Source organism: Bradyrhizobium sp. AZCC 1578, from assembly GCF_036924675.1.
Taxonomy (GTDB): Bacteria; Pseudomonadota; Alphaproteobacteria; order Rhizobiales; family Xanthobacteraceae; genus Bradyrhizobium.
Window position 1 is genome coordinate 3,493,545 of record NZ_JAZHRZ010000001.1, and the last position, 22,552, is coordinate 3,516,096.

Here is a 22,552-nt window from a genome sequence, read left to right on the forward strand (position 1 = left end):
AGACAGCGGTGGTTATGGGTCCCTGCTTTCGCACTAGGGCATCTACACGTCTTGGGGACGCGACAGATTGACTCGGGGCGGCATGATGTGCGTTCGCCGCAGCGTTTTGTATGATTCTCTCTCTGGCGCTTTGATTCGAAGGAGCGCCAGAGATGCAGCAGGAACCGGATTTGTCCCTGGGTAAGTTTGGAGACGTTCGCCTCGATAAAAGGGGGCGGCGCTTCTCCGGGCTATGCTTTGCACGCGCAGTGTCTGTTTGCGCCAGATGGCGCAGGGCAACTGGGCCGCGAACATGGCGTTCTGGCGGTTTGTGAACAATCCGCAAGTCACGATCGACAAGCTGATTGAAGGCTGGAGCCTGCAGACGTCGATGGCGGTCAGCGGGCGTCATGTGCTGTCGATCCAGGACACCAGCGAGATCAACTTCCACACTCGTCCGGGACATCGGCGCGACTTGGGCAAGGTCGGCAAAGGCAATGCTCGCGGCGTGCTGCTGCATGCCATGATGGCGGTCGATGCCGATAGCGGGGTCTGTCTCGGGCTCACCGGCGGTGAGGTGTGGACGCGCAAGCGCAAGGCCAGGATCGCTCACGAGAAGCGCGCCTTGGCCGACAAGGAATCGGCGCGCTGGGTGACGACGGCTAAGCAAGGCTGCGAGGTTCTGGTCGCTGCTCGTATGATCACCGTCGTCAACGACCGCGAGGGGGATTTCTTTGCTCACTGGTCGCTGACACCCGCTGACAATGTCCACCTCCTGTCGCGCGCCATGCACGACCATGCGCTGGTCGATGGCGGCACGCTTTATCAGGCGGTCGCGCGGGCCCGCTTCTGCGACAAGGCGGTGATCGATCTACCAAAGCGAATGGATCGCCACGGTCGCCAGGCCCACCTCTCCATGCGCCTCGGAACCGTTGTGCTCAAACGACCGCAGCGCCCCGGCGTGAAAGACCTGCCACAGGGCGTCAAAGTCAGCTTCGTGGAGGTCGTCGAGTTGCACCCCCCGAAGAGCGCCAAGCCCATTCATTGGTTGCTCCTGACCACTCATCCGGTCGTCACCGCCGCCGATGCCTGGCGGATCGTCTCCTGGTACAAGCAGCGCTGGATCATCGAACAGCTCTTTCGCTCGCTGAAGAGCCAGGGTCTGCGCATCGAGGATAGTCAGCTCGACAGCGCTGAAGGCCTGATCAAACTCGTGGCGATCGCCACCAGAGTAGCATGTATCGTCATCCAGCTCGTTCAAGCCCGCAATGGCGGCGAACAATTGCAGGTCGAATTTGTGTTCACGCCGGACGAGATCGAAGCGCTCAAGGCCATCAACAAAACCCTGAAAGGCCGCACCGAGCTCCAGAAGAACCACCATCGCCCCAACACTGTCGCCTGGGCGGCATGGATCATCGCAAAGCTCGGCGGATGGACCGGTTACGCCTCTCATCGCCCACCTGGACCAATCACCTTCCACATGGGAATGGCTCGCTTCCAACTCCTCGTATATGGCCCGGCAAGCGTGTAGATGCCCTAGTGCTTTCGCAGGGACGACGGAGGAGGCGGTGCTACGCCCCCGGCAGATCGAGGATGCGCTTGGCGACGATGCCGAGCATCACCTCGCTGGTGCCGCCCTCGATCGAGTTCGCCTTGGTGCGCAACCAGGCGCGTGGACGTGCGCCGCCTCTGGAGCGCTCGCTTTCCCATTCCAGCGAATCAATGCCGCCGGCTGACATCAGGATTTCATGTCGGCGCTTGTTGAGCTCGGTGCCGTAATATTTCATCGCCGATGAAAACGCCGGATGCGACTGGCCGGCCTTGGCGAGATCGATCGCGCGCTCAGCCACGGCCGCAAACGCCGCCTCGTCGATGTCGAACGCCGCAATCTGGCTGCGCAGCATCGCATCGTCGAGCCGACCGGAATCATCGCTACCGACGGAGTCGGCGGCGACCTGCCCGAGCGGACGGCCGATGCCGCGCTCTCCAGTGCCCGAGATCATCGCGCGCTCATGCTGCAGCAGATATTTTGCAACATCCCAGCCGCGGTTGACCTGGCCCACCACATGCGATTTCGGCACCCGCACATTGTCGAAGAAGGTTTCGCAGAACGGCGAATAACCGGAGATCAGAAGAATCGGCTTGGTCGAGACGCCCTTTGAGGCCATGTCGAACAGGATGAAGCTGATGCCGTCATGCTTCTTCGCCGTGGGATCGGTGCGCACCAGGCAGAAGATCCAGTCGGCATAGTTCGCATAGGACGTCCAGATCTTCTGGCCGTTAATGATGTAATCGTCGCCGTCGCTGTCGGCGCGGGTCTGCAGCGAGGCGAGGTCCGATCCGGCGTTCGGCTCGGAATAGCCCTGGCACCAGCGGATCAGGCCCGCGGCGATCTTGGGCAGATGTTCCTTCTTCTGCGCCTCGGTGCCGTACTTCAACAGCGCTGGCCCAAGCATCCAGATGCCGAAGCTCGAGAGCGGCGAGCGCGCGCCCATCGCCGCCATTTCTTCGCGCAGCACCTTGTGCTCGGCAGGCTCCAGCCCTCCGCCACCATATTCCTTCGGCCAATCCGGCACGGTCCAGCCCCTGTCGCGCATCCGCTCAAACCAGACGCGCTGCGGTTCGGAGGAGAATTTGGCGTTGCGACCGCCCCAGTAGGTATCGCTTTCGGAGGTCATCGGCCGTCGCATTTCCGGCGGACAATTGGCCTCCAGCCAGGCGCGGGTTTCACGGCGGAATGTTTCCAGATCGGACATATCAGGCGTTTCCATGTGGGAATGTTTGGAAGCGACCTTAGCCCTCGCGTTGCGGAATTCAATATATGTCTGACATCAGCCCATGCCGCTCTGGCGGTGGTCACGCTGTCCGATCGGGTGTATGCGCTAGGCGATAACGATTGAAAAACAAGAGGAAACCGGCATGCGGCTGAAGTTGCTTTCGCCTGGCGAAATGAGCGCCGACCAGAAAGAAACCTACGACGAGGCCATCGCCGGCAAGCGCGGCGCCCCGCCGGCACCGATGATGGCCTGGCTCAATAGCCCGGAGATGGCGCGGCACGCCACGCGGCTTGGCGAACAACTGCGTTTCAACACGATCTTTCCGGCAAAGCTTTCCGAGATTGCCATTCTCGTCACCGCGCGGCACTGGACGTCGCATTACGAATGGTATGCGCACAAGCGCCTGGCGCTGAAGGGCGGCATGGACCCGAGAATCATCGAGGACATCCGCGACCGTCGCACGCCCGCCTTCGATGACCCCAAGGGCCAGATGATCTATGATCTCGCCAAGTCACTGCATGAGGGCCATGGCGTGTCGCAGGGACTGTACGATGAGGCGGTGAAGGTGCTCACCGTGCGTGGCGTTGTCGAGGTCATTGGATTGTGCGGCTACTACACGATGGTCTCGATGACGCTGAATACGTTCGAGTTCGGGCTGCCCGATGGAGAAGTGTCCGATCTTGTGTGACGAGAATCCGCGCTTACGTGTCCCGGACGCAGTGCACCGCTTCGCGCTGCGCAGCATCCGGGGCACGTCATCTTCCGAATGGAGACAACATGCCCCAATCCCCACCCATCGTTGCCGGCACGCGGATCGGGCAAGTCCATCTCAAGGTCGCCGATCTCGAACGCGCGCTCGGCTTCTATTGCGGCGTGCTCGGCTTTGAGGTGATGCAGCGGATGGGTTCTGGCGCGGCATTCATTTCGGCCGGCGGTTATCACCATCACATCGGCCTCAACACCTGGGAAAGCAAAGGCGGCCATCCGCCGCCGCCGGGCACCACCGGCCTGTTTCACACCGCCATTCTCTATCCCACCCGCGCAGCGCTGGCGGATGCGCTGTATCGTGTGATCCAGGCCGGCATCGAACTCGACGGCGCCAGCGACCACGGCGTCAGCGAGGCGCTCTATTTGCGCGACCCCGATCAGAACGGCGTCGAACTCTATCGCGACCGGCCGAAAGAAGAATGGCCCCGCGCGCCCGACGGATCGCTCGCGATGTTCACCAAGCGGCTGGATCTGGAGGATCTGCTGCGGCAGCGGGAGGCGTAGGCCAACGCGATTCACCGTAGCACCAGGTGCGTAAGCCAGCCGCCGGCATAGAGACCGCCGCCAAACACCGCATGCGTGACGAGACTGTGCAGTCGGGCGGCTGCCGGATGAGACGTGCGGCTCGCGGCAATGCCGAAACCCATGGCGGGTTGCATCACCAGAAACGGCGCGGCCACGCTGCCGATCCCGACCAACAGTGCCGGGCCGATCGTCGGATCGCGCGCCCAATCGAGGCCGAAGAACGCAAGCAGCACGCCGGCAAACACAATCCCGATCAGGTAATGCGCTGACCAGCCGATCAGTCGTTCGCCCCGCAGCGGCGGCGACGCGGCAATCCGGTCGTGGCGCAGGCGCCCGCGCGCAAGGTGGCCGAGCCAGCGGCCCACCAGACCATAGTCCAGGGACGGAATGCCAAGCAGCCGCTGCCGGATCATCGTCCAGATGTCCATCACGACGGTTGCACCCGCCCCGATCAGCACCGCTGATGTCAGATAATCTGCCGCTTCAGTCATGCATGGCCTCCGTTGGAGCCTGCGCTGCCACCATCCAGCACGCCGCGGTGAAGGAGACCGCTGGCCCGCGTATATAGGGCTCGAAGGCGGTGCTGACGGTTTCGATCACCCGTGCACGGGTGCCTTCATCCGCCCCCTGAAGGAACAGGCCGACCGGTCCAAGCCAGCCGACGTAGCGGGCGAGTTCCGTCTTTTGAAAGCTGCAGACGATATCGATCGGCCGGATGTCGATCGCTGTCCAGCCACTCGCCGCCAAAATGGTCTCGATTCGGCGCCGGTCCGCGAAGGCGAACTGCCCCGGCCCTTCGGCTCGACGCGCGGGAAGGTCGGGCAGCAACGGCTTTGCCGCCCGCTCGGCCGTCGTCATGAATGGATTTTCCGCCGCATCCCGCCAGGCGATGAAGCGCAGCCTCGCGTCAGGCCGAGCCGCCTGGCGCAGATTGGCGAACGCCTGCACCGGGTCGGCAAAGAACATGACGCCGAGGCGCGAAATGATCATGTCGAAACTTGCGGGCGCGAAGGCGTGTGCTTGGGCGTCGGCGCAGATGAAACTTGCAGGCTGGCCGTCCCGCGCCGCTCGGGCGCGTGCCACGGCGATCATCGGTTCCGAGAGGTCGATGCCCGTGCAGTGTCCCTTGGTACCGAGTGCCCGGGCGACGGCGAGCGTCGTGGCACCCGTGCCGCAGCCGACGTCGAGCACGCAGCTCGCTGCGGCCTCGGCGACCACCTGGACCAGCAAATCCTCGAAGGGATTGAACATCTCCTCGAGCACGTGCCGTGCCTCGACCCAGCCACGTCCGGCGGGGCCGTTCCATAGTCTTGCCTGTTCGTCATCTGGCTGCTGCGCAACATTCATGATCTCTTCCTTTTGTTGGAGCTGTTTCCTGGCTTGCCAAATGGGCGCGGATGGCTGCACTCTGCCAGTTCAAGTCAACTTGAGGTCAAGGCATGAGAGACATCGATATCGCAGAGGCGGCTCGATTGTCGGGCGTTCGCGCCTCGACCCTGCGCTTCTACGAGGAGAAGGGGTTGATCGCCTCTCACGGAAGGCGGGGCCTTCGCCGGCTGTTCGATCCGGCCGTGTTGGACCGGCTGGCGCTGATCGCGCTCGGGCGTGCCGCCGGCTTCTCGCTCGATGAGATCGCCAGGATGTTCGCACCCGACGGCCGGCCGCGCATCGACCGGCGGATGCTGGCGGCCAAGGCCGAGGAGCTGGAGCGGACGATCCGCAAGCTCAACGCCATGCGCGACGGCCTGCGCCACGCCGCCGCCTGTCCCGCCCCGAGCCACATGGAGTGTCCCGCCTTTCGCCGCCTGCTGCGGGCCGCGGCGTCAGGCGCTATTGGCGAAAGCAAGACGCGGCGGCCGCCGCGCAAATCGTTCGCCGCTACTGGACGCGCGCAGGGCCGCGCCCGCGGATCATGATCAACACCGCCGCCGTCAGCTCGACTCCGATGCAGCCGTAGAACGGCAGCGAGTAACTACCCGACAGGTCCCGCAGCAATCCCACCACGCCGGGACCGAACGCATAGGTGATCTGGTTGATCGCCGTGATCAAACTGACCAGCACGCCGAACGAACGCGGATCGAATTCGCGCTGCACGATGAGGGCCGGCAATGTGATCAGGTTGCCGACGGAAAAGCCGAACAGCGCGCAGGCGGCGATCAGCACGTAATCGTTATGCACATTGATGACAATGAGCAGCGCCACCGCCTGGCTGACGAACGACAGCGAGGACGCCAGCCGCTGGTTCATCCGGTCGATCACGAAGGAAAACAGCACACGGCCAACCACCGCCATTGCCGTCAACAGAGCCACCGCAATCGCCGCCTGCTGCCGCCCGATCACCGAATCCAGAAACGCGATCAGGTGGACGATGAAGCCGACCTGCGCGAACAGCACCAGGGCGAACGCCGACGAGACCGAGAGAAAGCCGATGTCACGAAAGGCGCGTGCGCGAATTTGCGTCGGCGACGGCGCGTCGGCAGCCTCTAACCCGCCCGTACTCAGGTGAAGCGGCGGCCGTCCGACCAAGAGCAGGATCACCGGCACCATCAACGCAACCATTACGACGGCCGACGCCATCATCGCGCCAGAGAAACCGAAATAGCCGATCGCGGACACCAGCAGCGGCACGCCGACGATGCCGCCGAAGCTCGCGCCATTCAACGCCAGGCTGATCGCCATGCCGCGCTTGTTGTCGAACCACAGCCCCAGCGTATTGGTGATGATGCCGAGGCTGGTGCCGGCCCAGCCGAACGCCAGCACGGCATTGGCGAGGTAAAGCTGCCAAGGCTCGCGCACCTGACCGATCGAGACGGCCGCCACGGCCATCGCCAACGTGCCTGCGATCAGGCAGTTGCGCGGACCGACCGCCTTGATGGCTTCGCTGACGAACGCGACCAGCAGCGCGCCGAACAGATAGAAGAACGTGGTGCCGGACGAAATCAGCGACGCCGGCCAGCCGTGCAGCCGCTGCAACTCGGCGACGTAGACGCTCTGGCCGTAGAAGCCGAGCCCCCAGCCGAAGGTTGCCAGCAGGAAGCACACGACGACGATGCGCCAGCCGTCGTAGCGGATCGAGGTCTCGTCGATCGGTGTGAAATTAGAGGCGTCCAAATCTTCTTGTTTCTTTTGCTAGTCGTGCCGTCATGGCCGGCATGACGAGGTTTAGCAGACCCGCACGCCAATTGCTTCGGTGCCGGCCGAACTGTCAGCAGATGGCAGCTAGTCCGGCTTCGACGGATCGTAGAAGAACCGCTCACGAAACACGCGGTCGCCGCGCCATTCCTGCAAGGCGACTTCGTCGAACCGGCCGGTCTTGCCTGAATGAAAGACAAAGTCGAAAATCCAGTGGATCGCGACATGATCGCCCTCGACGATCGAGGTCACGCAGGTCGAGGTCACGCTTTTGACCCGCTCCAACACCGCGCGCTCATGCGCCACCAGCACGTCGCGGCCGACCCGTGGCGGGGCGGCGTTCTCCTGCATGCTGGCGTCCTCGGTGTAGAAGCGCTCGATCGCGCCGGCATGATCGCCGGAGACGACGGCGGCGATGAACTCATCGAGACGGGCGCGCGACGGCATGGGACCTCCGGTAATCAGACACTCGTACCTGGAATCTCGTTGACCGCCTGCAACTTCGCGCGACGCTTGGCAAATGACGCAAACGACAGCACCGCAAGGCCGAGCAGCACCGGCGGGAACACCACCATGTTTACCATCGACCAGCCGTAATACGCCAGCAACTGACCGGACGAGAACGACCCCAGCGCCATCATCCCGAAGATCAGGAAATCGTTGAACGCCTGCACCTTGTTGCGCTCCTGCGGCCGATGCGTCTCCAGCACCAATGCCGAGGCGCCGATAAACGCGAAATTCCAGCCGACGCCGAGCACGATCAGCGTCGCCCAGAAATGCAGCGCGGTGATGCCGGAAAGGCCGATCGCGGCGGCGGCGGCTTCCAGGGCCAGGCCAAGTGCCACGATTGTCGGTGCGCCGAAACGCGCGATCAGCGAGCCCGTGAAGAAGCTCGGGCCGTACATCGCCACGATGTGCCACTGGATTCCGAAATTGGAATCGCTCACCGTGAGCCCGCACATCTTCATGGCGAGCGGCGCAGAAGTCATGACGAGATTCATCATGGGGTAAGCAATCACGCCGCACAGCGCCGCGGCAATGAAGCGCGGTTGCCGTGCAATCTCGAACAGTGGCCGCCCGCCATGCATGTCCGACGGTGCCGGCTTCGGCGCGTCGACGCCCCACAGCACCGCCGTTGCCACCAGTGCGACGAACGCCTGCACCACGAAGCTGAACGCAAACAGATAAGGCGGCCAGATATCCATGGTCCACTGCACGAGTTGCGGACCGAGCACGCCGGCGAACACGCCGCCGGCCATCACCCAGGAGACGGCCTTCGGCCGGAACGCTGTGCTGGCACCGTCAGCGGCGGCAAAGCGATAGGACTGCGCGACTGCGCCGTAGAGGCCCCCGAGGAAGGTCGCGAAGCAGAACAGCCAGAACGAGGCGTAGAGAACGGCGGCGGCGGCGAGCGCACCGGTGAGGATTCCGCAGAAGGTACCAATGATGTACGCAACGCGGCGGCCATAGGCGCGCGAAATCGCGCCCGTCGGCAGCGTTCCGGCGGCGAGCCCCAGCACGTACATCGAAAGCGGCACGGTGGCGAGCGATATGGTCGGCGCCAGCGTCGCGCCGACGATCGAGCCGGTCGCGAAAATCACCGCCGAATTGGCGCCGGTCAGCGCCTGCGCCGCGGCGAGCCGCAGCACGTTGGCGCGCGCGCGGGCGTCGTTTGATACCTGTTCGGTGGCTGTCGTATCCAGCATCGGCATTCCCGCCCGGCAGGCCCCGGGCCGGGAGCCTCATTGATTGATTCCGCGGCACTATGAAGACACGGGGCGGTGCGATCAACCGACGCAAACGGGCGCGCGCTATGCGACGGGCGCAAGCAACTGTCGTATCACGACCGCTTCTTGCCTGCTCGTTTCCCAGCTTGCACTGCGCCTGTCTTGTGGACCTTCGAACGAGGATGCCCGAGGCCACCATGCGGAAAGCCCGGACTCCAATCAAGTGCAATCGTGGCAGCGAAGCCGAAGAAGCTGGAACGACTCATGCCAAGCTCCGTGGCGCGCTTGTCGATCCGCGCAATCAGGCTCTTCGGCAGATAGACGTTCACGCGTTCGGACGGATCGGGCGGATCGACCCCGACAATGAAGTAGGCGACGACGTCGGCACCCCTCGGCAGCGCGATCTGTTCGATCGGCGTTGGCTCCGGTAGCGACCTGCCCTGCTCCGCCATTTCGTCCACCGCTCGCGCCAGCGCGGCCTCCGCTTTCTCGATCGCCTCTTCCTGCGATCGCCCGCCAGCGACGCAACCCGGAAAATCGGGAAACCACGCGCCGAGCGCTCCGCGCGGACCGCGTTCCAGCACTGCAGGATAGAGCCGCTTCTTCACTCTGGCTTCCCCATGGTAGTTGTGCTATTTAACACACAAGATGGTGTGTCAAATCACACATCAATGTTAACATGATCCAGGAGGAGAGGCAAAATGGACGCGCAAGCCGAACTCCGCATCATTCGTGCGGCCTACGCCAAGCAGGTCCTTGCTGCTGCAAGCGTTGCCGATGCGCGCCTGGCTCAGGCGTTTGCGACCATTCCCCGCGAGGACTTTCTTGGGCGCGGTCCGTGGCTGGTGCGGCGCTGGCTACGCGACTACGTTTCGACACCCGACGCCGATCCCGTTTATCTCTATACCGACGATCTGGTCGCGCTTGTGCCCGAGCGGGGCGTCAACAACGGGCAGCCGTCGTTGCACGCCCATCTCATTCACCAGGCCTCACCCGCCATCGGCGAGCACGTGGTGCATGTCGGAACGGGCACAGGCTATTACACCGCCATCCTCGCGCACCTGGTCGGACCGTCAGGGCGGGTTACGGCCATCGAATATGATGGAGCCCTCGCGGCCCGCGCCAGAGCCGGCCTGACGCCCTACCCGAATGTCGCCGTGATCGAGGGCGACGGCGCACAGGTGCCGTTCGATGCCGCAGATGTCATCTATGTCAATGCCGGCTGCGCACGACCTGCCACGCGTTGGCTCGACGGCCTTGCCGATGGCGGTCGCCTGATCGTGCCGATAACGTCAGATCAGGGATTTGGCGGTACTGCGCCGGAGCGCATCGCGAGTGCCGGCGCAGTGTTTCGAATTGAGCGAAGAGCTGCGAACTATCTTGCAAACTGGATCTCGCCAGTTGCGATCTTCCCCTGCGCCGGCAGCCGCGACGAGACGTCCGAACGAGCTCTCGCCGAAGCTTTTGCCCGCGGCGGCTGGCAGAAAGTCACGCGACTGTACCGCGACCAATCCATTCCGGATGAGCGCTGCTGGCTTCGCGGAGTTGGGTGGTGCCTCGCCTATCAATGATGTGCGGAAAGCGCCTACGCTGACCCGTGCAATCGCCGAAACGTCAGAATCATGTTGTTGGCGGGCATCCGCTCGGTTTCGACCAGCGTGAGGCCAACGCTTGCGGCGAGTTGCTCGAGGTCGGCTATATCGCGCACGCCCCACTCGGCGTCCTGCTCGCGCAGGCTGGTGTCGAACACGGCGTTGCTCATCGCGGTGTGCTTGCCGTCGCGCTTGAACGGGCCATAGAGAAACAGCCGTCCGTCATCGCGGAGATAGCGCGCCGAGCCGGCGAACAGGCCCTCGGCGACGCGCCAGGGCGCGATGTGGATCACATTGGCGCAGAACACCGCCAGCAGTTTGCCCGGTCCGCTGCCGTCATGCATCGCTGGGCACCAGGCTGGATCGGCGAGATCGACCCGCAGCGGCGAGCGAATGTTCGGAAAGCCGGCATGCGCGCGCCACGCCTCGATGCTGTTGAGATGTCGTTCATTGAGATCGCTCGGCCACCAAATGATGTCGGGCGTGCGCTTTGCGAAATGCACCACATGCTGGCCGGTGCCGCTGCCGGCCTCCAGCACGTCACCGGATTTGCCGGTGAGGAATTTTTGCAGCACCGCCCAGATCGGTTCGTGATTACGGTGGAAAGCCGCCGCGTCGAGCCGGCCGTCGGGCTCGACCGGCCGGCCATCCTTGCCGAATTCCACCGCATGCTTAGCCATCGCAGTTCGGTCCCCGAAAAAATCTGTGTCGCAGCGTCACTTCAGATCGCCGCAGAAGATCTCCTTCAACACCCCAAGCAGACGCAGCGTGCGCTGGTCCGCAACGCGATAATGCAGCGTCTGCGAGGTTCGCCGAAATTCTACCAGGCCGTCGGCGCGCAATTTCGCCAGATGCTGCGACAGTGCGGACTGACTGAGATTCACGACAGTGACCAGCTCGCCCACCGTCATCTCGCCGCGCACGGCGAGAAAGCACAGGATCAGCAGACGCTTCTCATTGGCGAGCATTTTCAGGAGCTGCGCGGCGAGACCGGCCTGCTTTGCCAGCTTCTTCAGCGCCGCCGCGTCGTCGGCGCCGGGGGCGACGGCGGTCTCTTGCGTAGTCGGTTGCTCTGTCTCTTGGGCTGCCGGGGCGGCTGCTCTCATCGCTGCAAATCCGGTATCGTTTTCCGCGCCTGCGAAGCACACAGACCACACTAGCGCGTCAGCCATTCTTTAGCATTGACTAAATTAGCAAATGTGGATATCGGTTGCAAAAAGCAAAAAATGATGCGGCGATGCGACCGCGAGGGGAAGAAAACGTGCGGCCAGACCCGTTACGCAGCAAAACTGTTCTCTCCGATCCCGCCGCCCCGGATATCCCGATGGGACGCCGACGCTTTCTTGGTCTCGGCGCAGCCCTGACCGGCAGCCTTGCCGTTGACGGCAAACTGGCCATGGCGGACCCGGCGCAGGAGTCTCCCCCCGCAGACGCGCCCTGGTCGCAATCGATCGGCGCCGGCGTGGTCGACCGGCCCTATGGCCGCCCCGCCGATACCGAAGCTTCCGTCATCCGCCGCAACGTGCCCTGGTTGACGGCGAGCGCGGAATCGTCAGTGAGCTTTTCGCCGCTGCAGGACCTGCACGGCATCATCACGCCGAACGGATTGTTCTTCGAGCGCCATCACGCCGGCCGCCCTGATATCGACCCGGCGCAGCACAAGCTGATGATCCACGGCCTCGTCGAGCGCCCGCTGCTTCTCACGATGAAGGACATCATGCGTTTCCCGTCCGTGTCGCGCATCCATTTCATCGAATGCCCGGCCAATGGCGGCATGAACTGGCGCGCCGCGCAGATGAACGCGCTGCAGTTCAGCCACGGCATGGTCAGTTGCGCGGAATGGACCGGGGTCAAACTGTCGACGCTGCTGGAGGAAACCGGCATCAAAAATCAGGCGAAGTGGGCGATGGTCGAAGGCGCCGACGGCGCGCATATGAACCGCAGCCTGCCGCTCGACAAATGCCTCGACGATTGCCTCGTGGTCTACGCGCAAAACGGCGAGGCGCTGCGGCCCGAGCAGGGCTACCCGCTGCGGCTGGTGGTGCCGGGCTGGGAAGGCAATGTCAACATCAAGTGGCTGCGCCGGATCAAGCTCGGCGAAAAGCCGTGGCACACCCGCGAGGAAACCTCGAAATACACCGACCTGATGCCGGACGGCACCTCGCGCGGCTTCACCTGGCTGATCGACGCCAAATCGGTCGTCACCTTTCCCTGCCCCGAGAAGCCGCTCGATGGGCCCGGCCTCTATGAAATCCGGGGACTGGCCTGGACCGGCAACGGCAAGGTCAAGCGCGTCGATGTCACCATGGACGGCGGCGTCAACTGGCAGACCGCGCGGCTGCACGAGCCGGTGCTGTCGAAGGCGCTGACGAAATTCACCCTGCCCTGGCGCTGGGACGGCCGGCCCGCGCTGGTCGCATCCCGCGTTATCGACGAGACCGGTTATGTGCAGCCGACAATTGCACAACTGCGCGCACAGCGCGGCTCAAACTCGGTCTACCACAACAATTCGATCCAGACCTGGCAGGTCAAGCCCGACGGAAGCGTCTTCAATGTACAGCTCGCGTAAGATTTGCCTGCCGATCATAGCCATTCTGCTTGCCTGCGCCGCAAGCCTCGCCGGCGCGGCCGAACCCGGCTCGTTCGGTTACGGCAGCGTGGCCACGCCGGCGCAGATCGGCGGATGGGACATCGACGTGCGCGGCGAGGACGGAACGGGCCTGCCGTCCGGCAAGGGCACCGTCGACCGGGGCGCGGTGGTTTATGCCGAACAATGCGCGGCGTGCCATGGAACCTTCGGCGAGGGCGAAGGCCGGTTTCCGAAGCTGGTGGGCGGCGTCGGATCGCTCCGGGACGAGCGCCCGGAGCCGACGGTCGGCAGCTACTGGCCATTCGCCCCGACCCTGTGGGACTATATTAACCGCGCCATGCCGATGCAGGCGCCGCACACATTGTCAGCGGATGACGTTTATGCTTTGACCGCCTATATTCTGAACCTGAACGATCTCGTTCCCCATGAATTCGTTGCCGATCGCAACAGTTTGCCGAAAGTCAAAATGCGCAATCGCGACAATTTCATCTGGACCGATCCGCGCCCCGATACGATGACAAAACCCTGCATGAACGACTGCGTTAACGCCGCCGATGTCAGGATATCGTCGACGGCTGAGGGCAGGAATCTGACGCCGCGCACGACCGGGCCGCTCGACACGATGCAACAGAAGTAGAAATTACGGAAACGCCTGTGACCGATCATTTTCCGACGAAATCCGCAAAGCTTCCGGCGTTGGCGCTGCTCGTCGCTCTGGCGTCCGCGGGCGCCGCGCAGGCGCAGTCCGCGGTGGATGAAGGCCGCAAGCTGGCCTTCGACCGCAGCAAGGGCAATTGCCTGACCTGTCATGTCATCAAGGGCGGCAACCTTCCCGGCACGATCGGGCCCGAACTGGTCGACATCAAGAGCAAATATCCGAAGCGCGAGGATCTCGTCGCCATCCTCAACGACGAGACCCTGCGCAATCCGCTCACCGTGATGCCGCCCTTCGGACGGAACCGGATTCTGACCGAGAAGGAAATCGACGCGGTGGTGGATTTCCTGCAGACGCTTTAACGCAAGACGAGAGATCAAGCCTGTGACGTGCCAACGCAGGCTTTAGGAGATTTTCGATGAATAAGATTGATGTTGGATTTTCGGCCACGCGGCGACTGATCCTGCAGGGTGCAGGCGCAGTCGCGCTCATCGGCCTCGGCAACCTTCCCTTCGGCCTGACGCCGGCGCTCGCCGCGGCCAACGACAAATACCCGGAAGAGGCGTTCAAGCAGAAGAGTGACGCTGACGTCATCAAGACGCTCTACGGCAAGACCGCTGAGCCATCGGACAAGGTCAAGATGGACGCGCCCGAAATCGCCGAGAACGGCGCCGTGGTGCCGATCTCGGTCTCTACAACCCTTGCCGACGTAACCTCGGTTGCGTTCCTCGTCAGCGAGAATCCGAACGTGCTGATCGCAAAGTACAACATCCCGGCCGGCACGCTGCCGAGCGTCGCCAACCGCATCAAGATGGCCAAGACCAGCAACGTGACCGTGCTGGTGGAAGCCGGCGGCAAGCTCTACAGCGCCTCTAAGGAAGTCAAAGTCACTGTCGGCGGTTGCGGCGGTTAAGGCAGGGAGAACTCACATGGCATCCACCATTCGCGTGCGCGCTTCTTCGAACGGCGATATCACCGAGGTGCAGGCACTGATCCAGCACCCGATGGATTCCGGGTTCGTCAAGAACGCCAAGGGCGAGACCATTCCGCCGCACTTCATCCAGCAGCTCACCTTCGAGCATGACGGCAAGAACGTGTTCGCCGCCGATTGGGGCGGTGGTATCTCCAAGGACCCCTACGTGAAGTTCGCGTTCAAGGGAGCCAAGAAGGGCGACGAACTGAAGATCAGTTGGGTCGATAACAAGGGCGCGACCGACACCACCACGGCGAAGATCCAATGAAGCTGCGATCCGCGATCTTTCTGGCATCCGCCGCGATTGCGCTGGCCGCGCTGACGCTGGCGGGCGCGCCGCTGTTGGCAGCTGACGACAAGATCGATCCTGTCGCCGACGCCAAGGCGTTCCAGAAGTTCTTCAGAGACAAATTTCCCAAGGTAAAGTTCGAGGACTTCGTCAACGGCCCCTATTCGATGAACGAGGACCTTTATCGGCAGTGGCAGGAGAAGGAACAGTTCCCGCCCTACGAGTTCTCGCTCGAAATGGGCAAGGAGATGTTCTCCAAGCCGTTCAAGAACGGCAAGACCTATGCGGACTGCTTCCCGAACGGCGGCATCGGCATCCGCCAGAACTACCCTTACTTCGACGAGAAGGAAGGCAAGGTCATCACGCTTGAATTGGCCTTGAACCGCTGCCGCGAGGCCAATGGCGAACCGCCGTTCTCCTATGTGAAGGACGAAATGGCGGCGCTGACCGCCTACATGGCCTTCACCTCGCGCGGCAAGCCCATGGACATCAAAATCCCGAACGATCCGCGCGCGCTCGCGGCTTACGAAAACGGCAAAGAATATTTCTACACCCGGCGCGGACAGCTCAACTTCTCCTGCGCCACCTGCCATGTGCAGAGCCCGGGCGAGCGCATCCGCGCCGAAATCCTGGCGCCCGCGCTTGGCATCGTCAACGCGATGCCGATCTACCGCTCGGAATGGAGCGGCATGGGCACTACCAGCCGGCGCTTCACCACCTGCAACAGCCAGATCCGCGCAGTGCCGCTCAGCCCGCAGGACGACGAATATCGCAACGTCGAATATTACCTGTCCTATGTCAGCAATGGACTGCCGATTTCAGGTCCGGGAGCGCGGCCATGAGGAACTTGATGCAGAAATCCGCATTAGTTCTGGCGCTGTTTGCCGCGGGTGCTGTGCCCGCGCTCGCCTTGGGCTCCGAGGACGAATTCAAGGCAGCCTACGCCGCGGCTGAAGCCGCCAACAAGGAGGCCGGCAAGCTACGCAACCAATGGACCACCACGGCGAACACGCTGGCGGCGGCGAAGAAGGCGGCGGATGCGGGTGATTTCGATAAGGCCACCGCGTCGGCCAAGGAAGCGGAGGCGCTGGCCAAAGCTTCGATCTTCCAGGCCACCAGCGAGAAGACCCGCTGGAAGGATCTGGAAATACGCTGACACCGTTACGACGCGCGAAGACCCGCATGACCATCCGCCGCCGCGATTTTCTGACGCTAGCGGGCGCTGCCACCCTGTCCGGCAGCCTGCCACGGCTGGCGCGCGGCGCCGACAACGCAGGCGTTTACGACCTCGAGCGGTTCGGCAATGCACGTATCCTGCACATCACGGATACGCACGCGCAGCTTCGGCCGGTGTTCTTCCGCGAGCCGAGCGTCAATCTCGGCGTTGGACCGATGCAGGGCAACCCGCCGCATCTGGTCGGACGCGCCTTTCTCGATCGCTTCGGCATCCGCCCGGACAGTGCCGATGCCTATGCTTTCACCTGCATCGAGTTCGAGAAGGCCGCCGGCCGGTTCGGCAAGCTCGGCGGCTTCGCGCATCTGAAGACGTTGACTGATCGCATGCGGAGCGAAGCCGGCTCCGGCCGCTCGCTGCTGCTCGACGGCGGCGATCTCTGGCAGGGCACCGGCCTCGCCAATACCATGCGTGGCGTCGACATGGTGGAGGCCGCCAACCTGCTCGGCATCGAGGCGATGACCGGCCATTGGGAATTCACCTATGGCGAGAAGGCGCTGCGCGCCAACCTCGAACGCTTCAAGGGCGAATTCCTGGCGCAGAACGTCTATCTCACTGAAGAAGCCGCCTTCAATGACGCCAAGGCGTTCGACCCGGCATCGGGGCGCGTGTTCAAGCCGTCCGTCATCAAGGAAATCGGTGGCCATCGCGTTGCCGTAATCGGACAGGCGTTCCCCTACGTGCCGATCGCCCATCCGAAGCGCTTTACGCCGGACTGGAAGTTCGGCATCCGCGACGAGGAGCTGCAGAAACTCGTCGATACGCATCGTAACACCGACAAGGTCGACGCCGTCGTTCTGCTCTCGCACAACGGCATGGATGTCGATCTCAAGCTCGCCAGCCGCGTCACCGGCATCGACGTCATTCTCGGCGGTCATACCCATGACGCCGTGCCGCAGCCGATTGCCGTCACCAACGCAGGCGGCACCACGCTCGTCACCAATGCCGGCTCGAACGGCAAGTTTCTGGCGGTGCTCGACCTCGACATCGGCAAGGGCAAAATCAAGGATGTGCGCTACCGGCTGCTGCCGGTGTTTTCCGAATTGCTGAAGCCCGATCCGGCGATGCAGGCGCTGATCGACAAGACTCGCGAGCCCTATGCGGCCACGCTCAACGAGAAGATCGCAGCAGCCGACCGACTGCTCTATCGCCGCGGCAATTTCAGCGGCAGCATGGATCAACTGATCTGCGACGCGCTGCTCGGCGAATTGAACGCGGAGATCGCGCTGTCGCCGGGTTTTCGCTGGGGTACCACGGCGCTGGCCGGCCAGCCGCTGACGATGGAGGACGTGATGGCGCAGACCGCCGTCACCTATCCGGAGACCTATGTCCAGACCATGACCGGCGGCCAGATCAAGGACGTGCTGGAAGACATCTGCGACAATCTCTTCAACACCGACCCCTATTACCAGCAGGGCGGCGACATGGTCCGCGTCGGCGGGCTCGCCTACACCTGCACGCCGACTGAAACCGTGGGCAAGCGGATTTCCGAACTCAAGCTCGACAACGGCCGCACGCTGGAGGCCGACAAGCATTACAGAGTGGCGGGCTGGGCCTCGGTCAACGAACAGACCGGCGCGCCAGTCTGGGATGTGGTCGCAAGGTATCTAAGGTCGGGCAAACCGCCCAACCGCTCGCCGCCGGGCGTAACGCTGAAAGGCGTTGAAGGCAATCCGGGCATTGCGGGACAGGCATGACGGGCTTTTCGACCATCCTTCGCGCGATGGCCGCGGCGCTTCTGATCGCAACCGCCGCGCCCGAGGCCCGTGCCCAGCAGGCGCCACTGCAGGACAAGCCGTTCGCGGAGCACAAAATCGTGCTGCAGCTCTCCGACAACGATCCGCGCAAGCAGGGCCTCGTGCTCAGCGTCGCCAGCAACCTGATGAAGCATTACGATCCCGACAAGGTGGCGATCGAGGTCGTCGCGTTCGGCCCCGGCATCGACCTGCTGCGCCCGGAAAATCCCAACCGCAAGATGGTCGAGAGCCTGGTCGCGCAAGGCGCGCGTTTCGACGTCTGCCTCAACACCGTCGATACGCTCGAACGCGAGGCCGGCAAACGGCCGGAGTTCATCGCCGCGGCCACGCCGGTGCAGGTCGGCGTCGCACAAATTCTGTTTCTGACGGAGAACGGGTACACGCTGGTACGGCCGTGACCGCCTGCGAGCGAGCCGTAATTTCATCGCGCCCTCAGGCGTGGTAAAGTGGATGGAATTGCAGGAGCGGGCTGGAGCTACGTCCGGCCCTGATCCAACCTGAGTTAACGCGGACGTGTAGCCATGATCTTTCGTCAACTCTTCGACAGCGTGTCCGGCACCTACAGTTATCTGCTGGCGAGCCGCGCCGGCGGCGAGGCGTTGATCCTCGATCCCGTGCTGGAAAAGGCCGATCGCTACTGCCAGCTTCTGCGCGAGCTCGATCTGCGGCTGGTGAAGGCGGTCGACACCCATCTGCACGCCGACCACGTCACCGGCCTCGGCGAATTGCGCGACCGCACCCAGTGCATCACCATCATGGGCGAGCAGAGCAAGGCCGACGTGGTGTCGATGCGGGTGTCCGACGGCGATAAGGTGACGATCGAGGGGTTGTGCCTGGATGTCATGTACACGCCCGGCCACACCGACGATTCTTACAGCTATTTGATGGGCGATCGCGTCTTCACTGGCGACACGCTATTGATCCGCGGCACCGGCCGCACCGACTTCCAGAACGGCTCTTCCCGGGCGCAATATGAATCGATCTTCAACCGGCTTCTGAAACTGCCGGACGAGACGCTGGTATTCCCCGCCCATGACTACAAGGGCGACACGGTTTCCACCATCGGCGAGGAGCGCCGCTATAATCCGCGGCTACAGGTACGCAGCGTCGACGAATACATTGAGCTGATGGCGAACCTGAAGCTGCCGAACCCCAAGATGATGGACGTCGCGGTGCCCGCCAACATGCATGTCGGCCTGCACCAGGAGGAGCTTGCCAAGCAGGGACTCGCGCTCTGTGCCCGCGATGCGATTGCGAGCCTTGGCCGGCCCGATATCCTGCTGGTGGATTTGCGCGAGACCAGCGAGCGCGCCAAGCATGGCACCATCTCGGGCGCGCTGCATGCGCCCTACCCCGGCATCGCCGAGAGCCTCAAGCCCGGCGGCATGCTGCGCGAAGTCGCCGCCGCCACCGGCCGCCGGGTCGTGTTCTTCTGCGCCTTCGGCGAACGCTCGGCGATGGCGGTGGCCGCGGCAAAGAACGCGGGGCTCGCCAACACCGCGCATATCGAAGGCGGGCTGGACGCGTGGAAGAAGATAGGTGGGCCGGTGGTGCACGAGTAGTCTTTATGGTGTCGTCGTCCCTGCGAACGCATGCGAACGCAGGGACAACGGGATAGAGGCGAGAACCTCTCAACGTGTCGCCCCTGCGAACGCAGGGGCCCATACACCGCGGCCCGCGCAAAGGGCACAAGGGGCGACGGCTGCGCTTCAACAATGTAGGCTGGTGGTTATGGGTCCCTGCGTTCGCAGGGACGACGGCCCCAGTTTTACCCGGACATCACCGCCCCACCCGCTTCAACTCCGCCGTCAGCGCATCCAGCGCATCGGCCAACATGACGCCGCCGCATTCGGTCAGCCGCTCCGGAATCACGATGCGCCGCTCCGGCGGGTAGAAGCGCTCCAGCGCCGGATGGACCAGAAACGCCTGGCCGTCGTCTCGCGCATAATCGCCGGCGTTCGAAACCACGACGAAGTCGGGCCTCAGGGAAACGATCGCCTCCAGCGAGGCAAATCCGCCGAAGGTAAAGCCGAGATCGCCGGCGGCGCTGCGCAGCCCGACTTCGCTCAGCAGCGAACCGAGAAAGCTGTCGCTGCCCGCCACCCAGCCGCGCCGCGACAGCGGCAGCACGCGATAATGCCGCTCGGCGGCGGCACGGCGGGCGCGCGCCAGCGCGGCGTCGAGCCGCGCGATTTCGGCGGCCGCGCGATCGGGGTGCCCGGTCATGTCACCGACCTCGCGGATCTGCGCGCGGGCTTCTTCGAGGTTTCGCGGCACGGCGAGCTCGGCAAGATGAAGGCCCTTCGCCTTCAACAGCTCCCGCGTTGAGCGCTTGTCAAACGCACTGGCGATGACCATGTCCGGCTTGAGCAGCAGCACGTCCTCGGCCGCGCCTGACAGTACCGGATAGCGGCTGATGTCGCCCGCCTGCGATTGCCAGCCGTCGCGCGCGAAGCGGCTGAGGCCCAAAATCTGCTCGGGGTCGGCCAGTGTCAGCAGCAACTGATCGCTGCACACATTCATCGACACCATACGCGGAGGGCCGGCCGCGAATACTGCGCCGCCTGACATCGCCAACGCGGCGATCGCGACAAGAAAGCCGAACCGTCGCATCAGATATCCGCCCAGGGCACGATGACCGCCTCGTGCTGATATTCCGCGCGATAGGCGCTGATCCGAAACACGTCCGCCATCACCCGCTCCGATAGCCCCTCGCCTGGCGTGCCCCACGACACTAGATTGCCTTCCTTCAGCACCAGCACATGGTCGGCAAATCGGGCTGCAAGCCCGAGATCGTGCGTCACGACGATGACCAGCACGCCCTTGTCCGCGGTCGCGCGCAAATTCTTCATGACGTCGATCTGGTGCCGCGGATCGAGCGAGGCGGTCGGCTCGTCGGCCAGGATGATCGGCGCCTCCACCGCCAGCGCACGCGCCAGCGCGACGCGGCTGCGCTCGCCGCCGGACAGCTCGGTGACGCGGCGATCGCTGAACTCCATCACGTCGACCGCCTGCATCGCGCGCAGCACGGCCTCGGCGTCCTTTGGCGACAGCCGCGCCGGATCGGTTGCGCCATGCGGGTAGCGGCCGAGCGCCACGATATCGCGCGCCGGCAGCGGCCAATGCACGAGATGCCCCTGCGGCAGATAACCGAAGCGTTTGGCGCGCTCGCGGAGCGGCAGCGAGGCCAGCGCATCGCCGCCGACCGCGATCTCGCCTTCGGAGGGGATTAGGCCGGCCAGCGCTCGCAACAACGTCGTCTTGCCGGCGCCGTTCGGGCCGACCAGCGCCACCAGGTGTCCGGCCGACAGCGCCAGCGAAACGTCCTTCAGCACGACGCGGCCGGCAAGCCGCACGCCGATCCCCGTTGCGGTCAGTAGCGCCGCCTCGCTCATGCGACGCCTCCACCGAGCGCGCGGCGTTCGCGCATGATCAGATAGAGGAAGAACGGTACGCCGATGATCGAGGTCAGCACGCCGACCTTGATGTCCGACGTCGAGGGAATGATGCGCACCGCGATGTCCGCCGCCAGCAGCAGCGCCGAGCCGGCGAGTGCGCTCGGGACCAGCAGACGCCCGGGGTCATGGCCGATCAGGGGCCGCATCAGATGCGGCGCAACCAGGCCGATGAAACCGATGGTGCCGGTGACGGCGACCGCGCCGCCGACGCCGAGCGCGACGCCCGAAATCACGAACAGCCGCAGACGCCCCACATCGACGCCAAGGCTCTGCGCGGTTTCCTCGCCCAGGCTCAGCGCCCGAAAGGCATGGCGCTGGCTGAACAGCATCAGGGCGCCGGCAATGATGAAGGGAAATGCCAGCATTACATGCTGAAAGCTACGATCCTCCAGCGAGCCGAGCAGCCAGAATGCGATCTCCAGCACCAAGAAGGGATTGCTGGAGAGGTTCATCACCAGCGCGGTGGCAGCGCCTGCAAAGCTCGAAATCGCCAGTCCCGACAGAATGAGGATCAGCAGCCCGGCGTTGCGGCCGGCAATCGAGAGCAGCACGAACACCGACGCGAATGCTGCGACGATCGCCGCGACCGGGAGCGCATAGGAGCGCACGTCGGCGAGCCCGAGCGCAATCACCAGCACGGCGCCGAACGCGGCCGATTGCGGCGCGCCGAACAGCGAGGGCGAGGCCAGCGGATTGCGGAGCAAGCCCTGCAGCGACGCGCCCGACAGCCCGAGAATGGCGCCGATCGCCAGCGCCAGCAGCGTCCGCGGCAGGCGGATTTCCCGCACGATCACCTGCGCCACCTCGCTGCCGCCGCCGAACAGCGCTTCCGCCACCGCAAGCGGCGACAGCCGCACCGGACCGATACCGAGCGAGATCAGCATCAAGAGCACCACGAGGGCAGCAAGCGCTGCCGTCGTGCCGATCCGCCGGCGCGCGGCTTCCTCATTGGTCACGGTTACGGCCTCAACACTCATCGATCGTCCTAAAGCAGGTTTACCCGCCCCGGTACAGGTGGCGGGCAGGCGTGCTCATGCGGCAAAAATAGCGCACTCGTCCAGTGAGGATCGCCGGACGCCCCGGGGCGCATTGACTC

The 22,552-nt window shown here is 63.9% G+C and carries 27 protein-coding genes; 15 read left to right on the forward strand and 12 right to left on the reverse strand.

Features of this window, described 5'->3' with window-relative positions:
• The first annotated feature begins 265 nt into the window (after positions 1–265).
• A complete protein-coding gene (locus tag V1290_RS16640; protein ID WP_334368994.1) occupies positions 266–1,510 on the forward strand; it encodes an IS4 family transposase in 1,245 nt (414 codons plus the stop codon).
• A gap of 40 nt (positions 1,511–1,550) precedes the next feature.
• Here the strand turns inward: V1290_RS16640 and V1290_RS16645 are convergent, their stop codons facing one another.
• Positions 1,551–2,735 (reverse strand): acyl-CoA dehydrogenase family protein, encoded by a 1,185-nt coding sequence (locus tag V1290_RS16645; RefSeq protein WP_334365416.1) that lies wholly within the window; start codon positions 2,733–2,735, stop codon positions 1,551–1,553.
• Between the two features lie 163 nt (positions 2,736–2,898).
• On the opposite strand from V1290_RS16645, the gene V1290_RS16650 reads away from it, so the two are divergent.
• Both V1290_RS16650 and V1290_RS16655 read left to right on the forward strand, forming a co-directional pair.
• A complete protein-coding gene (locus V1290_RS16650) occupies positions 2,899–3,444 on the forward strand; it encodes a carboxymuconolactone decarboxylase family protein (RefSeq protein WP_334365417.1) in 546 nt (181 codons plus the stop codon).
• A gap of 89 nt (positions 3,445–3,533) precedes the next feature.
• Positions 3,534–4,028, forward strand: coding sequence for a VOC family protein (locus V1290_RS16655; RefSeq protein ID WP_334365418.1), 495 nt, complete (start codon positions 3,534–3,536; stop codon positions 4,026–4,028).
• A gap of 11 nt (positions 4,029–4,039) precedes the next feature.
• Here the strand turns inward: V1290_RS16655 and V1290_RS16660 are convergent, their stop codons facing one another.
• Together V1290_RS16660 and V1290_RS16665 are read right to left on the reverse strand one after the other, a co-directional pair.
• Complete coding sequence (locus V1290_RS16660) at positions 4,040–4,540, reverse strand: DUF2938 domain-containing protein (RefSeq protein WP_334365419.1); 501 nt, start codon at positions 4,538–4,540, stop codon at positions 4,040–4,042.
• Complete coding sequence (locus V1290_RS16665) at positions 4,533–5,396, reverse strand: class I SAM-dependent methyltransferase (protein ID WP_334365420.1); 864 nt, start codon at positions 5,394–5,396, stop codon at positions 4,533–4,535. Before V1290_RS16665 ends, V1290_RS16660 begins: the two co-directional genes overlap by 8 nt.
• 92 nt (positions 5,397–5,488) lie before the next feature.
• On the opposite strand from V1290_RS16665, the gene V1290_RS16670 reads away from it, so the two are divergent.
• Positions 5,489–5,965: a helix-turn-helix domain-containing protein gene (locus V1290_RS16670; protein WP_334365421.1), complete on the forward strand. Its 477-nt coding sequence runs from the start codon at positions 5,489–5,491 to the stop codon at positions 5,963–5,965.
• Here the strand turns inward: V1290_RS16670 and V1290_RS16675 are convergent.
• The 4 genes from V1290_RS16675 to V1290_RS16690 all read right to left on the reverse strand — a co-directional run bounded on the left by V1290_RS16675 (position 5,928) and on the right by V1290_RS16690 (position 9,516).
• Positions 5,928–7,160, reverse strand: coding sequence for an MFS transporter (locus V1290_RS16675; RefSeq protein ID WP_334365422.1), 1,233 nt, complete (start codon positions 7,158–7,160; stop codon positions 5,928–5,930). The genes V1290_RS16670 and V1290_RS16675 overlap by 38 nt on opposite strands.
• A 108-nt stretch (positions 7,161–7,268) precedes the next feature.
• A complete protein-coding gene (locus V1290_RS16680; protein WP_334365423.1) occupies positions 7,269–7,628 on the reverse strand; it encodes a nuclear transport factor 2 family protein in 360 nt (119 codons plus the stop codon).
• 14 nt (positions 7,629–7,642) lie between these two features.
• Positions 7,643–8,887: an MFS transporter gene (locus V1290_RS16685; protein WP_334365424.1), complete on the reverse strand. Its 1,245-nt coding sequence runs from the start codon at positions 8,885–8,887 to the stop codon at positions 7,643–7,645.
• A gap of 134 nt (positions 8,888–9,021) precedes the next feature.
• A complete protein-coding gene (locus V1290_RS16690) occupies positions 9,022–9,516 on the reverse strand; it encodes a type II toxin-antitoxin system HicB family antitoxin (RefSeq protein ID WP_334365425.1) in 495 nt (164 codons plus the stop codon).
• 93 nt (positions 9,517–9,609) lie between these two features.
• Between V1290_RS16690 and V1290_RS16695 the strand changes: the two genes are divergently transcribed.
• Positions 9,610–10,479 (forward strand): protein-L-isoaspartate O-methyltransferase family protein, encoded by an 870-nt coding sequence (locus V1290_RS16695; protein WP_334365426.1) that lies wholly within the window; start codon positions 9,610–9,612, stop codon positions 10,477–10,479.
• A gap of 14 nt (positions 10,480–10,493) precedes the next feature.
• Here the strand turns inward: V1290_RS16695 and V1290_RS16700 are convergent, their stop codons facing one another.
• Both V1290_RS16700 and V1290_RS16705 read right to left on the reverse strand, forming a co-directional pair.
• On the reverse strand, positions 10,494–11,180 hold the full coding sequence (locus V1290_RS16700) for a DUF938 domain-containing protein (RefSeq protein ID WP_334365427.1): 687 nt from the start codon (positions 11,178–11,180) through the stop codon (positions 10,494–10,496).
• 36 nt (positions 11,181–11,216) lie between these two features.
• Positions 11,217–11,606: an ArsR/SmtB family transcription factor gene (locus V1290_RS16705; RefSeq protein ID WP_334365428.1), complete on the reverse strand. Its 390-nt coding sequence runs from the start codon at positions 11,604–11,606 to the stop codon at positions 11,217–11,219.
• A 218-nt stretch (positions 11,607–11,824) separates the two neighbouring features.
• On the opposite strand from V1290_RS16705, the gene soxC reads away from it, so the two are divergent.
• The 10 genes from soxC (at position 11,825) to V1290_RS16755 (ending at position 19,560) form a co-directional block, all read left to right on the forward strand.
• Entirely contained in the window at positions 11,825–13,069 is a 1,245-nt protein-coding gene (gene soxC, locus V1290_RS16710; RefSeq protein WP_334365429.1) for a sulfite dehydrogenase, read from the forward strand.
• Entirely contained in the window at positions 13,053–13,727 is a 675-nt protein-coding gene (locus V1290_RS16715) for a c-type cytochrome (protein WP_334365430.1), read from the forward strand. The genes soxC and V1290_RS16715 overlap by 17 nt, the downstream gene beginning before the upstream one ends.
• A gap of 59 nt (positions 13,728–13,786) precedes the next feature.
• Positions 13,787–14,107 carry a sulfur oxidation c-type cytochrome SoxX gene (soxX, locus tag V1290_RS16720; RefSeq protein WP_334369055.1) on the forward strand — a complete coding sequence of 107 codons (321 nt, stop codon included), beginning with the start codon at positions 13,787–13,789 and terminating at the stop codon, positions 14,105–14,107.
• A gap of 56 nt (positions 14,108–14,163) precedes the next feature.
• A complete protein-coding gene (gene soxY, locus V1290_RS16725) occupies positions 14,164–14,658 on the forward strand; it encodes a thiosulfate oxidation carrier protein SoxY (protein ID WP_057841278.1) in 495 nt (164 codons plus the stop codon).
• 16 nt (positions 14,659–14,674) lie between these two features.
• Entirely contained in the window at positions 14,675–14,986 is a 312-nt protein-coding gene (gene soxZ / locus V1290_RS16730) for a thiosulfate oxidation carrier complex protein SoxZ (protein WP_057841279.1), read from the forward strand.
• On the forward strand, positions 14,983–15,849 hold the full coding sequence (soxA, locus tag V1290_RS16735; protein ID WP_334365431.1) for a sulfur oxidation c-type cytochrome SoxA: 867 nt from the start codon (positions 14,983–14,985) through the stop codon (positions 15,847–15,849). The genes soxZ and soxA overlap by 4 nt, the downstream gene beginning before the upstream one ends.
• On the forward strand, positions 15,846–16,163 hold the full coding sequence (locus tag V1290_RS16740) for a hypothetical protein (protein WP_442894994.1): 318 nt from the start codon (positions 15,846–15,848) through the stop codon (positions 16,161–16,163). Before soxA ends, V1290_RS16740 begins: the two co-directional genes overlap by 4 nt.
• 26 nt (positions 16,164–16,189) lie before the next feature.
• On the forward strand, positions 16,190–17,938 hold the full coding sequence (gene soxB / locus V1290_RS16745) for a thiosulfohydrolase SoxB (protein ID WP_334365432.1): 1,749 nt from the start codon (positions 16,190–16,192) through the stop codon (positions 17,936–17,938).
• Positions 17,935–18,396 (forward strand): DsrE family protein, encoded by a 462-nt coding sequence (locus V1290_RS16750; RefSeq protein WP_442893686.1) that lies wholly within the window; start codon positions 17,935–17,937, stop codon positions 18,394–18,396. The genes soxB and V1290_RS16750 overlap by 4 nt, the downstream gene beginning before the upstream one ends.
• Before the next feature lie 123 nt (positions 18,397–18,519).
• Positions 18,520–19,560 carry an MBL fold metallo-hydrolase gene (locus V1290_RS16755; RefSeq protein WP_334365433.1) on the forward strand — a complete coding sequence of 347 codons (1,041 nt, stop codon included), beginning with the start codon at positions 18,520–18,522 and terminating at the stop codon, positions 19,558–19,560.
• A gap of 217 nt (positions 19,561–19,777) precedes the next feature.
• On the opposite strand, the gene V1290_RS16760 is transcribed toward V1290_RS16755, so the two are convergent.
• From V1290_RS16760 to V1290_RS16770, 3 genes are read right to left on the reverse strand one after another with little or no spacing between them, the layout of a single operon-like run.
• A complete protein-coding gene (locus V1290_RS16760; RefSeq protein WP_334365434.1) occupies positions 19,778–20,611 on the reverse strand; it encodes an ABC transporter substrate-binding protein in 834 nt (277 codons plus the stop codon).
• Positions 20,611–21,393 (reverse strand): ABC transporter ATP-binding protein, encoded by a 783-nt coding sequence (locus V1290_RS16765; protein ID WP_334365435.1) that lies wholly within the window; start codon positions 21,391–21,393, stop codon positions 20,611–20,613. The genes V1290_RS16760 and V1290_RS16765 overlap by 1 nt, the downstream gene beginning before the upstream one ends.
• Positions 21,390–22,433 (reverse strand): FecCD family ABC transporter permease, encoded by a 1,044-nt coding sequence (locus tag V1290_RS16770; protein ID WP_334365436.1) that lies wholly within the window; start codon positions 22,431–22,433, stop codon positions 21,390–21,392. Before V1290_RS16770 ends, V1290_RS16765 begins: the two co-directional genes overlap by 4 nt.
• Positions 22,434–22,552: the final 119 nt, after the last annotated feature.